This is a genomic window from Flavivirga spongiicola (genome assembly GCF_030540825.1).
Classification (GTDB): Bacteria; Bacteroidota; Bacteroidia; order Flavobacteriales; family Flavobacteriaceae; genus Flavivirga; species Flavivirga spongiicola.
Genome location: NZ_JAUOEO010000001.1, coordinates 657,246 through 671,784, shown reverse-complemented (window position 1 = coordinate 671,784; position 14,539 = coordinate 657,246). Strand labels below are relative to the sequence as shown.

The 14,539-nt window shown below is 33.0% G+C and carries 11 protein-coding genes; 1 reads left to right on the top strand and 10 read right to left on the bottom strand.

Going from position 1 to position 14,539, the window contains the following annotated elements; translation table 11 throughout:
* Nucleotides 1-122: 122 nt before the first annotated feature.
* The 7 genes from Q4Q47_RS02530 to Q4Q47_RS02500 form a co-directional block, all read right to left on the bottom strand.
* Nucleotides 123-605, bottom strand: coding sequence for a DUF6265 family protein (locus Q4Q47_RS02530; protein ID WP_303305083.1), 483 nt, complete (start codon nt 603-605; stop codon nt 123-125).
* A 194-nt stretch (nt 606-799) separates the two neighbouring features.
* The gene (locus Q4Q47_RS02525; RefSeq protein ID WP_303305082.1) at nt 800-2,611 is read right to left on the bottom strand and encodes an acyl-CoA dehydrogenase family protein; all 1,812 of its coding nucleotides are present in this window, start codon (nt 2,609-2,611) and stop codon (nt 800-802) included.
* Between the two features lie 53 nt (nt 2,612-2,664).
* Nucleotides 2,665-3,027, bottom strand: coding sequence for a four helix bundle protein (locus tag Q4Q47_RS02520; protein ID WP_303305081.1), 363 nt, complete (start codon nt 3,025-3,027; stop codon nt 2,665-2,667).
* Nucleotides 3,028-3,064: 37 nt separating this feature from the next.
* Nucleotides 3,065-4,255: an acetyl-CoA C-acyltransferase gene (locus Q4Q47_RS02515; RefSeq protein WP_303305080.1), complete on the bottom strand. Its 1,191-nt coding sequence runs from the start codon at nt 4,253-4,255 to the stop codon at nt 3,065-3,067.
* 57 nt (nt 4,256-4,312) lie between these two features.
* On the bottom strand, nt 4,313-4,672 hold the full coding sequence (locus tag Q4Q47_RS02510) for a four helix bundle protein (RefSeq protein ID WP_303305079.1): 360 nt from the start codon (nt 4,670-4,672) through the stop codon (nt 4,313-4,315).
* A 33-nt stretch (nt 4,673-4,705) separates the two neighbouring features.
* Nucleotides 4,706-7,114 (bottom strand): 3-hydroxyacyl-CoA dehydrogenase/enoyl-CoA hydratase family protein, encoded by a 2,409-nt coding sequence (locus tag Q4Q47_RS02505; RefSeq protein ID WP_303305078.1) that lies wholly within the window; start codon nt 7,112-7,114, stop codon nt 4,706-4,708.
* Between the two features lie 9 nt (nt 7,115-7,123).
* A complete protein-coding gene (locus tag Q4Q47_RS02500; RefSeq protein ID WP_303305077.1) occupies nt 7,124-7,567 on the bottom strand; it encodes a MarR family winged helix-turn-helix transcriptional regulator in 444 nt (147 codons plus the stop codon).
* A 143-nt stretch (nt 7,568-7,710) separates the two neighbouring features.
* Here Q4Q47_RS02500 and Q4Q47_RS02495 point away from each other — a divergent pair, with 143 nt between their 5' ends.
* Complete coding sequence (locus Q4Q47_RS02495) at nt 7,711-8,730, top strand: glycosyl hydrolase family 18 protein (protein WP_303305076.1); 1,020 nt, start codon at nt 7,711-7,713, stop codon at nt 8,728-8,730.
* 15 nt (nt 8,731-8,745) lie between these two features.
* Here the strand turns inward: Q4Q47_RS02495 and Q4Q47_RS02490 are convergent, their stop codons facing one another.
* The 3 genes from Q4Q47_RS02490 to Q4Q47_RS02480 all read right to left on the bottom strand — a co-directional run bounded on the left by Q4Q47_RS02490 (nt 8,746) and on the right by Q4Q47_RS02480 (nt 14,022).
* Complete coding sequence (locus tag Q4Q47_RS02490; protein ID WP_303305075.1) at nt 8,746-10,515, bottom strand: AMP-dependent synthetase/ligase; 1,770 nt, start codon at nt 10,513-10,515, stop codon at nt 8,746-8,748.
* 84 nt (nt 10,516-10,599) lie between these two features.
* Entirely contained in the window at nt 10,600-12,165 is a 1,566-nt protein-coding gene (locus Q4Q47_RS02485; protein ID WP_303305074.1) for a sulfatase family protein, read from the bottom strand.
* 3 nt (nt 12,166-12,168) lie between these two features.
* A complete protein-coding gene (locus Q4Q47_RS02480) occupies nt 12,169-14,022 on the bottom strand; it encodes a sulfatase-like hydrolase/transferase (RefSeq protein ID WP_303305073.1) in 1,854 nt (617 codons plus the stop codon).
* Nucleotides 14,023-14,539: the final 517 nt, after the last annotated feature.

The window sequence follows — 14,539 nt, the reverse complement described above, 5'->3', positions numbered from 1 at the left end:
AATAATGCTTTAAAGATAACGAAAATAAATCCAGAGTCATGTTAAACTATTGACTTCATGTGTTTATTGCTTTATTAAATGATTACTGTTTGTTTTGAAAATTAAATTATGAATATTATCTATTATTTGGTGTAATTAAACTTAACAGTTTCTATAGAACCATTTTTTTGATGTATATCAACATATACGTTCATTTCATGATCACTTATTTTTTCAAAAGACATACCTTCAAAAGTAACTTTGTTCGCGGTTATTTCTTTAAGAGGGAAATCTACTGTTTCATCTTTTGTTTCCCAGCCTTTTAAATCGTTGTTAAAGTGTTTTAATTGAAGAATAAGTGTATTTTCTACTTCACGAATTATTTCAATTTCGTAAAATGATACAGCATTATTATTAATTAGCTTAAAAGTTGCCATCATGGAACCACCAGAGGGTTTACTCCAATTTTCTTCTACTTGTCCACCAAAAGCTTCTCCTTTCCAATCACCAGAAATCCAAGAGATGTTTTCTAGTTTTGGTTCTAGTGTTTTTTCAACTTGTGCTTTACAAGATAAGCTAAAAAAGGAAGCAGTCATTACTAACACAATTACAATAAGTTTTTTCATAATCTTTAGTTTTAAACTAGTTTATGTTTATATTATTATGACGTTTGTGGTATTTAAAATGGGGACATACTTTCCAAGTTTAACATAAGTATTTATAAAAGAGTATTATTCAAATAGAGTAAAATAAAAAACGCCTCGAAAATAAATCCGGAGCGTTTTTAGAATTGAGTTAGTCACTAATTATTTTGTTTATACTAAAAACAGTATTTATTTTCTTTAGTTACTTTGTCCGCTATAATATTTCTTAATTCTATAATATTTGGCATATTAACATATTTAATATAGCGTTTTAATCCCATAAGCATCATACGTTGCTCATCACCTGTGGAAAATGAAATGATGGAGTGTTTACCGGCAGTTTCAATAACATCAATAGCATGGAATAAGTTCAATTTTGCCATAGCAATCTGTTCTTTAACAGGGTCTTCACCTTCTCTTTTAGCCATTTTTTCAGCACGTAGAATAGCCGATTCGGCAATGTATATTTGTATTAAAATATCTGATGCTGCTAGCATGAGTTGTTGCTGTTCCTCTATTTTTTCACCATACTTCTGTAAAGCAGCTCCAGCTACCATTAAGAAGAGTTTTTTAAGATTTTTTATGATGTTTTTTTCTTCAGAAAACAACTCAGAATAATCAGGTACGTCAAAAGATGGGATACCTACCAATTCATCTTTAACTGCCATGGCTGGTGTTAAAACATCTACATGTCCTTTCATAGCTTTTTTGATGAGCATGCCTATTGAAAGCATTCTATTTATCTCATTGGTGCCTTCATAAATTCTTGCTATACGAGCATCTCGCCATGCAGATTCTAAAGGAGTTTCTTCAGAGAAACCCATGCCTCCAAATATTTGAATGCCTTCATCAGTACACCTTTGTGTATATTCTGAAACAGCTACTTTTAAAATTGAACATTCAATAGCATATTCTTCAACACCTTTTAATTCAGCTTCTTGATGGGTATCTTTTCCGTTATTCTGACGTAAAATAATACGATCTTCTATGTTTTTTGCAGCTCTGTAACTTGCAGCTTCTCCTACCCAACAATTAGTTGCCATTTCTGCTATTTTCTGGCGAATGGCTCCAAAACTAGAAATAGGCGTTTTAAATTGAATACGTTCGTTGGCATATTTTATGGACTCCGTTATAACGCGGCGCTGTGCATCTAAACAAGCAGCTGCGAGTTTTATTCTACCAACATTTAAAGCGTTCATGGCTATTTTAAACCCATTACCTCTGGTCGATAACATATTTTCTACAGGAACAATAGTATTATTATAGAAAACTTGCCTCGTAGATGACGCACGGATGCCTAGTTTATGCTCTTCTTCACCCATAGTAATACCATTGGGGTTTTCAGGATCGTATTCTATGATAAACCCTGTGATGTTTTTATCGTCTTCAATACGTGCAAAAACAATCATTAAGCTACAAAAGCCAGCATTAGAAATCCACATTTTTTGCCCTGTAATACTGTAACTTTTTCCATCTGCAGAAAGTACTGCTTTTGTTTTACCAGAATTGGCATCACTACCAGCACTAGGTTCTGTTAAGCAATACGAGCCAAACCACTCACCAGAAGCTAATTTTGGAACATATTTTTGTTTTTGTTCTTCAGTGCCATAAAGCGTAATGGGCATCGTACCAATTCCGGTATGTGCACCAAAAGCCGTACTAAAGGATCCAGTGGCACCAGAAATATAATCACAAACAAGCATGGTATCTACAAAGCCCATACCCATACCACCATAGGCTTCAGGAACTGAAACACTTAAAAATCCAAGTTCTGCGGCTTTTCGCATACACGATTCAGTTAGCGCATAATCCTTTTTTTCAAATTGTGCCTTGTTTGCCCAAATTTCTCTGTCAACAAATTCAGTTACAGCTTCTTTCATCATCAACTGATCCTCATTGAAATCTTCAGGAGTGAATACATCTTCACAATTGGTTTCTTTTACAAGGAATTGACCTCCTCTTAATAATTCTTTTTCTGCTTCTGCCATTTTATTTGAGGTTTAAATAAGATTAAAGAAGAAAGAAAATAGAAAAAAGACTCTTAATTGAGGCTATTTTGAAATCCCATTGTCATTCTTTGGAATTCTTCTATTTTTTCTTCTAGAGTTTTTAATATTTCGTTGTTTATATATTTTCTATGATGTGCTACTAATAATTGTGTGCCTAATTCAAAAGATGAACCTAAAGAGATATCTAAAAAATGACTAAAAGATTTATCTGTTCTAGCTAAACCTTCAGCAATATTGCTTGGCATTGAAATAGAACACCTACTAATTTGTGAACTTAAATCATATCTTTCATGTTTTGGAAAGTCTAATAAAATATCAGAAATATTATTTGTAACATCTAAACCAAGTTTCCAGATTTTTAAATTTTTATAGTTATGTCTTTGTTTTGAACACATTTTAAATTCTATTTTCTATTCTCTATAGTCTTTATTATTAATTCAAAAATTCAAAAATACCACAGGCTCCTTGGCCTGTTCCTACACACATGGTAACCGCCCCATATTTTCCTTTCATATTGCGTTTACGCATTTCATCAAATAATTGTACAGACAATTTGGCTCCTGTACAACCAAGCGGATGACCTAGTGCTATAGCGCCTCCATTAACGTTTACAATATCTGGGTTTAGATTTAACTCTCTAATGACTGCTAAAGATTGTGATGCGAAGGCTTCATTTAATTCGATGAGCTCTAAATCTGCTTGTTGTAAGCCAGCTTGTTTTAATGCTTTTGGGATGGCTTTTACAGGGCCTATTCCCATGATACGCGGTTCTACACCTGCTGCTGCATAGTTTACTAAACGTGCAATAGGTTCTAGATTTAGTTCTTTTACCATAGCTTCACTCATCACCATCACAAAGGCAGCGCCATCACTCATTTGCGAAGAGTTTCCAGCAGTTACACTACCACCTTGAGCAAAAACAGGTCTTAATTTGGCAAGAGCCTCTAAACTTGTGCCCGCACGAGGGCCTTCATCTTTTGTTACCGTGTATGATTTATTGGCTTTTTTACCGTTTGAATCAATATAAGTTTGCTTCACTTCAATAGGTACGATTTGATCTTGAAAACGATTTTCAGCTTGTGCTTTTAAAGCTTTCATATGGGAATTATAAGCAAATTCATCTTGATCTTCACGAGATACTTTAAACTGGTTTGCAACAGCCTCTGCAGTATTTCCCATACCCCAATAATAATCTTCATGACCTGCTTTTACAATGTCATAATTTAATTCAGGTTTAAACCCTGTCATTGGCACTGCACTCATACTTTCCGCACCTCCCGCAATAATGCAATCGGCCATTCCAGATTGTATTTTTGCTGTAGCAATGCCTATTGTTTCGATACCCGATGAACAAAACCGATTTACAGTAACCCCAGGAATATCCACACTATTTAATCCCATTAAAGAGATGAGGCGTGCCATATTTAAACCTTGAGATCCTTCCGGCATGGCATTACCAACAATAACATCGTCAATACGAGTTTTGTCTAATTGTGGCAATTCTTTCATCATGTATTGAATGGTTTCTGCAGCCAATTCATCAGTTCTTTTAAAACGAAATACACCCTTTGGTGCTTTCCCAACTGCTGTTCTGTATGCTTTTACGATGTATGCGGTCTTCATAGTTATATTGTGTGTTTTGAAAACGAGAATTTAGAATCTAGATGTCTAGAAATTAGACTAGTCATTTAGATTATCAATAAACTTTCCTAACATTTTTTGAATTTGTAATATCTTATTTTCTAATTCTTCAAATTTACCTTTATCTACATAACCTTCGTTATAAGAAACTATTAATTGTGTTTCCCATTCAAATGCAGATCCAAGACTATTTTCTAAATATTTTTTAAAATGTTTATCAGTACTTTTACTTGATCCTTCAGCAATATTTGAAGGTATGGAAACAGCACTTCGATTCATTTGACTTATCAGATTAAATTTTTCAATATCTGGAAATGTTCTTGTTAATTTATAATTATCGCTAGCAAGGGTAATTCCATTTTCCCAAACTTTTAACTTTTTAAAATTATGTCTTCCCATAGTCTAGTTTCTAGTATCTGATAGTCCAGATTCTTAATTACGAAGTGGTTTCCCCGTCTTCAACATATGCTGAATGCGTTCTAAAGTTTTACGTTCTGTACATAAACTTAAGAAGGCTTCTCTTTCAAGGTCTAACAAGTATTGTTCGCTTACTAAAGTAGGCTCCGATAAATCACCTCCAGCCATAACATAAGCTAATTTGTTTGCTATTTTATGGTCATGCTCACTGATGTAATTTGCAGCTTCCATAGAATCGGTTCCAACTAAAAACATGCCTAAAGCTTGCTTTCCGAGTACTTTTACATCTTTACGTTTTACAGGTTGTGTATAACCAGCTTCCGCCATCAATTTTGCATGTGCTTTTGCAGTAGCTATTTGTCTGTCTTTATTAATAACGACGATATCTTTTCCTTTTTGAAGCAGACCTAGATCAAAAGCTTCGTAAGCAGACGTTGCTACTTTTGCCATACCGATAGTTAAAAAGTATTCTTGTAAAGTGTTTAATTCCACATCGCCTTTTCTGAAAGTATCTGAAGCTCTTAAAGCCATTTCTTTAGAACCAGCTCCGCCAGGAATAACGCCTACACCAAACTCAACTAAGCCAATGTAAGTTTCGGCAGCAGCAACCACTTTATCTGCGTGCATGGATAATTCGCAAGCACCTCCTAAAGACATGCCATGTGGTGCTGAAATGGTAGGGATAGAAGAATAACGCATACGCATCATCGTATCTTGAAAATACTTGATAGCCGCATTAAGCTCCTCATATTCCTGCTCAACAGCCATCATAAAGATCATACCAATATTGGCACCAACTGAGAAATTGGCGCCTTGGTTACCAACAATTAACCCCTGATATTCTTTTTCAGCTAAATCGATCGCTTTATTAAGTCCTGCTAAAACATCACCTCCAATGGTATTCATTTTAGATTGGAATTCGCAGTTTAATATCCCATCTCCTAAATCTTCAATGACAACCCCTGAGTTTTTAAATACTTCATTAGATTTTCTAATATTGTCTAAGATGATAAATGCATCTTGACCTGGTATTTTTTCTTGTACTCTCTTTGGAATATCGTAAGCATAAGTAGCCCCTTCTTTAACAGAATAAAACGATTTACTTCCTGCGGTTAACATATCGTTCACCCAGGCAGCTGGTGCTAAACCTTCAGCTTTCATTATTTCTATACCTTCTTCAACACCTATAGCATCCCAAATTTGGAAAGGACCATGTTCCCAACCAAAACCAGCTTTCATCGCGTCATCGATCTTGTATAATTCATCAGTTATTTCGGGAATACGGTTAGAAACATAGGCGAATAAAGCCGCGAAACTTTTTCTGTAAAATTCACCTGCTTTATCCTTGCCAGAGACCAGTACTTTAAATCGATCTACAACTTTATCGATAGTTTTAGTAAGTTCCAGAGTCGCGAATTTAGCCTTTTTTGAAGAACGATATTCTAAAGTATTTAAATCTAATGATAGGATTTCTTTTTTACCTTCAGCAGAAATAGTTTTCTTATAAAACCCTTGTTTAGTTTTACTTCCTAACCATTTATTTTCCATCATAGTACTGATGAAATCCGGTAATTTAAAAAGCTCTAAGCGTTCGTCTTCTTTGCAGTTTTCTGCAATACCGTTTGCTACATGAACTAAAGTGTCTAAACCAACAACATCAACAGTTCTAAATGTTGCAGATTTTGGTCTGCCAATAACTGGACCAGATAATTTATCAATGTCTTCAATAGTTAATCCCATGTCTTTAACGGCATGGAATAAACTCATGATACTAAAGATACCAATACGGTTTCCAATAAAAGCAGGCGTATCTTTAGCGACTACCGATGTTTTTCCCAGAAATTGCTCGCCATAACTATTAAGGAATTCTAAAACCGAAGGATCTGTTTTTGGACCAGGAATGATTTCGAATAATTTTAAGTAGCGCGCAGGATTAAAAAAGTGCGTTCCACAGAAATGTTTCTGAAAGTCTTCACTACGGCCTTCACTCATAAACTTAATAGGAATACCAGACGTATTACTTGTAATTAAAGTTCCTGAAGTTCTGTGCTTTTCGAGTGATTCAAAAACCTGTTGTTTTATATCTAATCGTTCAACGACTACTTCCATGATCCAATCTACATCAGCTACTTTTGCAATATCGTCTTCCAGATTACCTGTTGTAATTCGGTTTGCAAATTTAGGATGATAAATTGGTGAAGGTTTTGATTTTAATGATGTAGCGAGTGCATCGTTAACCAACCTGTTTCGTACTACTTTATCTTCAAGTGTTAAACCTTTAGATTTTTCTTTATCATTGAGTTCTCTTGGAACGATGTCAAGTAATAAAACATCTACGCCAATATTAGCAAAATGGCACGCAATACCACTTCCCATAATACCAGAACCTATAATGGCCACTTTTTTTATTCTACGTTTACTCATTTTATACTACTAACCATTTTGATTATATATTTTTTTATTTGTTACCATATCATTAATAACTTCTGCTACTTCGTAAAAACTGTTCAGTTTTTCTTCTGATATATTATTTCTTATAGATTCGTTAAATGTTAAAACCTTATCTCTTGAATAGTCCCTTTTTTCAAGGCCAAATTCGGTGAGAGAAATAATCACACCACGACCATCTTCCGGATTGGGTTTACGTTCAATGAGCCCTTTAGATTCCATAGTTTTTAATATTCTAGATAAACTGGTGGCTTCCATTCCCATTTTTGGTCCTAAAGCAGTTGAAGGTGTCCCTTTTTCAGGATCAATACTTAATAAAGTAAAGCCTGTTGCCATAGTACTTTCAAATTTTGCAGCTTCTTCATTATACATTTTTTGTACTGTAAGCCATGTCGTTCTTAGTATATAGTCAATAGTTTTGTCTTTCATGATATTTAGTTGGTGATTCCAAATATAATAAAATTTATTATGCATGCATAATAAAAATAGTAAATTAATTTTTTTATATTTTTGAGTGTGTTAGTATAGCCAGAAAAAAGAATACTTTTAATATTTTAAGTAAGCTTTATAAAATGAATTACAAGATATTATATTATTCGATTCTATTTTTATTGATATTATCGTGTAATAAAGAAAAGACAGAGGTTGAACCTCAAGTTGAAGAGACTAATATGGAAAAAGCTAGAGTAGTAGGGTATTTGCCTATACACAGATTTTCATTAAGTAACAAAATAGAATATTGTAAGCTTACGCATTTAAACCTAGCCTTTGCAAATCCCGATAGTAATGGAAATATTATAATGCCAAGTATTAGTTCTATAATATCTGATGCAAAGTCAGCAAATGCTAATATTGTTATTTGTATTTCTTTAGCTGGGGCAGGTTTAACAAATGAACAAACAATGAATTGGTCTAATTTGATAGATATACCAGATAATAGACCAGCATTTATTGCTAAAATTGTAGATTATGTACTTTCAAATAATTTAGATGGTGTAGATGTAGATTTAGAATGGGAACATGTTACGTCAGGGTATAGTGGTTTTGTAATAGAGCTAGATAAAGCCCTAAATGCCCATAATAAATTACTTACTGTAGCTTTTCCCCAAACCAGATATAGTAATGTTTCAGATGCTGCTCTTAGTGTTTTTGATTTTATAAATATTATGTCTTATGATGCTACAGGTCCTTGGGCACCTTCAAATTCAGGTCAGCATAGTTCATTACAGTTTTCTAAAGAAGGTATAGCATTATGGAATAACACTATAGGAATTTCTAGTAATAAATTAAATTTAGGAGTCCCTTTTTACGGATATAATTTTGTGAACTCAACAACAGTTAATACGTTTACATATAATGAAATCATTAGAGAAAATATAAACAATATTAATATAGATAATGTAGGGACATCATATTATAATGGCATGTCAACAATTAAATATAAAGTTAATCTAGCTAATGATAAATCAATTGGAGGCATTATGATTTGGGAATTGGGACAAGACTCATTTGATGAATACTCTCTTTTAAATGCTATTCATGATGAATATACTTCTATAGGTATTAAAACAACAGGCATGTGCGGTAATTAATAGTGTTTTTTGAAATTATGACCTGTAGATTTTTTCTATTAAATCTGCATATTTTGCTTTAATCACTTTTCTTCTCATTTTCATTGTAGGTGTTAAATGACCAGAATCAATAGACCAGATATCTTGGGTGATTTCGAATTTTTTAATTTGTTCCCATTTACCAAAGTTTTTATTAGCATCGTCAATTTCTTCTTGAATACGCTCTAATAATTGAGGATTAGTGATGATGTCGTTGTTAGATTGAAATGTGATATCATGTCGCCTTGCCCATTCTTCAACAAATTCAAAATTAAGTTGAATTAATGCAGCTGGCATTTTCTCGCCTTCTCCAATAATCATTATTTGTTCAATAAACCTTGATTGTTTAAATTGATTTTCTAATAATGAGGGTGCCACATATTTTCCACCAGATGTTTTGAACATTTCTTTTTTACGGTCGGTAATTTTTAAGAAATTGTCGTTGTCAACTTCCCCGATATCACCTGTATGAAAATAGTCTCCAGTCATGACTTCCTTAGTTTTTTCAGAATCTTTAAAATAGCCCAGCATGACATTAGGACCTTTTACTAGAATTTCTCCATCATTTGCTATTTTTACTTCAACGTTGTCTATAATTCGTCCAACAGTTCCAATTTTAATGCCTGCATTATGCGGACAATTCACAGATATTACAGGAGATGTTTCTGTTAATCCATACCCTTCGAGTATTTCCATTTTCGCAGCAGAAAACACTCTAATTAATCGCTGTTGTAGGGCAGCACTTCCAGATACTAAAGTGTTAATATTTCCTCCTAAGGCATCTCGCCATTTATTAAAAATAAGCTTGTTTGCTATTTTTAATTGAAATTCATACCACCAGCCATTTTTACCATAAGGCTCATATTTTAAACCTAAGTTTACGGCCCAGAAAAACAATACCTTTTTTATACCTTTTAATTCGGTTCCCTTGGCGATTATTTTATCATACATTTTTTCATAAAGCCTAGGTACAGCTGTCATGATATTTGGTTTAACATCTTTTAAGTTATCACTTATAGTTTCGATACTTTCAGCAAAGTATATTTCTATACCACAATATTGATATAGGTATAATATCATTCTTTCAAAAACATGGCATACGGGTAAGAAACTTAACGCTTTAGATTTACCTATATCTAAAGGAACTCGAGATAAGCTATCTAACACGTTAGATACCAGATTGTTATGAGACAGCATCACACCTTTTGGTTTGCCAGTAGTACCAGAAGTATAAATTAAAGTGGCTAAGTCATGAGGTTTAACAACTTCTTTTCTGGCATCAACTTCGTTTTGATTACTTGGGTCTTCACCTAATTTTAAAACGTCTTTCCAACTGTTTTCACCTTTAATATCATTAAAAGTATAGATGCCCTTAAGTTTTGTATTGCCTTTAATAGTATTTAATTTATCCAAAACTTCAGCATCAGAAACAAAGCAGTAAATAGCTTCAGAATGATTTAAAATATATTCGTAATCTTCTGCAGCAATCGTTGGATATATAGGCACATTTTGCGCACCGGTTTGAAGGACTCCTATGTCTAAAACATTCCATTCAGTTCTATTTGTTGAAGAAATAACAGCTATTTTATCATTTGGCTGAACACCTAAACGTAACAAGCCTCTGCTAATAGCATTCGCTTGATTAATGTATTCTTGAGTTGAAATAGAATGCCATTCACCATTATATTTAGAGGTGAGTGCTTTATCTAAATTATAAGTTTCTAACTGATAATAAGGAAAATCAAAAATTCTTGTAACGTCTGCCATTTGCTATTTGAAAAGTTTCTTTGCAAAGTATGAAATTAAAAGGGATTTTCAAATTGATTAAAATAGTAGAAGTTTAATTTTTTGTTAATTCCAATACTTATCAAAAATATCTTGAAGAACAGTATATTTTTCATCTGTGTCTTCATATTCTTCACGAAGCTTTATTAACTCAAGTTTCATGTCTTTTATAATATCAGAATAAGATTCATCATGGTATGCATTATAATTTTCATGTGAGTCTTTTTCTAAATCATAAAATTCCCAGGCAGGAGCTGTAGATTCTTTTGATGAGCCTGTCATATCTAGGGATTGTCCATAAAAGAGCGCTAATTTGTACCTTTTGTTTCGTATCCCAAAATGACCTGGCCTAACAGGATGATTTGTCCAATATCTGTAATAGACTGATGTTCTCCAATGTTCAGGAGTTTCACCTTTAAGGTTGTTACGAAAACTTTCACCTTGCATCGATTCTGGAATCTTTACTCCTGCATAGTCTGCAAATAGTGCAGGAAAATCTATATTTAAAATAATATCATCTAAACGCTTACCAGCAGGAACTTCTTTAGGATATCTTATTACAAAAGGCATGCGTAGCGATTCATCATATATTAAACGTTTATCAAAAAAACCATGCTCTCCTAAAAAATAACCTTGATCCGCGGTGTAGATAACTATTGTGTTTTGAGCTAAACCAGAGGTTTCTAAATAATCTAGAATTTTACCAATATTATCATCAATAGCTGCGCCAGATCGTAAAAAGTCTTTAACAAATTTTTGATAGGTAGCTTTACGAGCCGTAATACTATCCATATTTTTAGTATAAAACGGAAGTCCGGGATATTTACACCACCATTTTTCAGGATCGTTTGATGCTTGTTCGTAACGCCAACTCAAATTTTCTAATTGCTGACCAGGAAAACTACGCCCTGTGGTTTCCGGAGAAAAGTCAAATAAGGATACCGGTTCTGGTATCTCAATATCTTTATATAAATCATCAAAGCGTTTAGGATAATCGAAAGGTTCATGTGTTGCTTTAAAGTGTGTCATTAACATAAATGGTTTTTCTTTATCTCTTTGACTTAGCCAATTTAGAGATAGTTGGGTAATAACATCTGTTGAAAATCCTTTGTGCACATCCCATGCTTCTGGAGGTTTATGGAAGTTTTTTTTGGTTCTTAGAATAGGATCCCAATAACGTCCTTGATCATGTAAAATATTATAATGGTCGAAACCAGAAGGTTCTTTTTTTAAATGCCATTTTCCGATAAGAGCCGTTTGATAACCATTTTCACTTAACACTTTTGCTATATTTAAGCTATCTGGTTGTAAGGCATCACTAAGTGTATATACACCATTTTTATTACTGTATTGTCCCGTAAGAATACTGGCTCTACTAGGTACGCAAATAGAGTTGGTGCAGAAGGCATTATTTAGTATGATACCTTCATCAGCTAATCGACTAATACTTTTATTTTTAACATAATCTTTTAAAATACCCCCGTAAATTCCCCAAGCTTGTGAGGTATGATCATCAGACATTATAAAGAGGATATTTGGTTTCTTTACATCCTGCTCTTTTTCAGATTTACAGCTAAGTACTGTTAATAATATTAAGATGGTGGCTGTTAGTATATGTAAATGCTTTTTCATTAATTAGTTTATTATTATTTCATCAATAAATACCCAACCTTGGCTACCAGCACCTTCATTGTTTTCAGGGATTTTGGTAATGCCTTTTATATTTATTTTTATATATCTTGCTTGTTGTTTTGTTTTAATAGACAGTTTATCAATGAAGTTATTTTTATTATGTATTCGGGAAGGTGTATTTGATTTTATGGTATTATTATAGGTCTTACCATCATTCGAGAAACTAGCTTCAAATGTGTTAGGAGCATAAATCCAGTTAGATGGATTGTGTAAATACCCAAGGTTTATATTTGAAATTGATTGAGAAGTGTTTAGGTCTATCACAAATTCTAAATCTTTTCCTTCTTGTCCAATCCATTGTCCAGAACTAAAATCATTATAACCACGTTTACCATCAAGTAATACTTCAATATTTTTATATTTATTATGAAGCTTTTTAATGTCTTTAATTTTTTTACTTTTTCCTAAATGATTTATAACCACAGATTTTTTAGGTATGTCTGATGCCTGTCCATGTTCCCAAGACATGTATTCGGTTTTCAATGCTTCTACAACTTCAGGGTATTTATTTGCTAAATTTTCCATTTCAGAAACATCTTCATCTAGATTTGATAGGAATAAGGCGTCATGCTCTAAATCTAGCTCTCCTTTATGCGATGTGTCTTTTGGATAACCTATAAGTTTCCAATTTTCTTTTCTAACTGCCCATTGGTTACCATATTTCCAAAAGGCATTGGTTCTTGGTGATACCGTATTAGGCTTTTTAATCATTTTAGATAAGTCTTTCCCGTCAATGTTTTTTGGCAAATTATTAAAGTCACATAAATTTGCTAGAGTTGGCAACCAGTCTATGTTTACTAAAAACTCATCATTTACAATATTTTGAGGTAAATTATTTTTCCAGCTAATAATAGCAGGAAGTCTTATACCACCTTCAAACAGACTACTTTTAGCACCTCTATAGGGACCAGAGCTACCACCTCCATTAAAAGCACGCATTTCTGTAGAATAACCATTATCAGACTGGTATACTATAATTGTATTATCTCTTATACCTAAAGTTTCTAATTTATTAATTAAAAAACCAATGCGTTCATCAATAGTTGAAATAAAAGCAGCATAATCGCCTCTTGGCTTTTCAACTTCTTTGTAATAGTCTCTCCATTTTTGTGTTGGCTGATAGGGATAATGCGGCATATTTATAGCGTAGAACATAAAAAAAGGATCGCTTTTATGGTCTTCAACATATTGCAAAGCTCGATCGGAAGCTAAATCAGGAAAATATTGACCGTCGTAAAATACTTCTTTTCCATTTTCATAGAGATCATGAATATTTGGTCCAGCCCAAAAGAAATAATGTGAGTAATTGTCAATGCAGCCTCTTAAATGTCCAAAGGAATAATCAAAGCCCTGAGCATTAGGAGACGTTTCTGCACTCATACCTAAATGCCATTTACCAATATGACCTGTTTTATAGCCTTGGTCTTTAAATAGTTCAGCTAGTGTATATTGGTTGTTAGGCATCCCATGAGACCCCGGGACGTGAGAAGTATTACTATTAACTCCTGCATTTTGTGGATACTTTCCTGTGAGTAAAGCAGCTCTTGATGGGGCACAAACTGGAGCTGCGACATAAGCTTGGGTAAAACGTGTCCCTTCTTTAGCTAATTTATCAATATTTGGACTGTAAATATCTGTGGCTCCATAACTTCCTAAATCAACAGCTCCTTGATCATCGGTATAGATGATAATAACATTGGGTTTTGATTTGGTTTGTGCAAAACATGGCATACAAATTAATATGAGAAGTATATTAATCCATTTTTTTGTCAAAGGAGGCCTTAAATTGTATTTCATTTACTTTTTAATGTTTACTAAATATAAATGAAATAATAAACTAACCTTATGTTTTTTAGACTAATAACATTGTATACACTATAAATAGTATTAAAATTTTTAATTGGCAGATTTTGGTGAGACCTTTTCTAGATTGTAGTACTATAATAAAATAGATTGTCTTAACGAAGCATATGTAATTTTATCAGATACCAATTGAGTGCATAAAATGAGAGTATGACACCATAATCCTTAGATGTTTTAGAAGATGTATTTCTAAACTTCATTTACCATATGTCGTTTATTGTTGTGAAATAAGCACAATTATTTTTAATTATTATGAAAACTGCATCTAAATGCAATCAAGAGTAGTAGAATTACATGAAATATATATTTTCTTTTAACTTTTTATAAATACAAAAGTTAAAAGTGTAAATATTTTATTTTTAAAGCCTAACAACTCAAACGTTTTCGTGAAAAACCCTGTAATAGGTTTGAGTGTTTACTGATAATTGTCAGTTTTATAATTAGTCGCAGT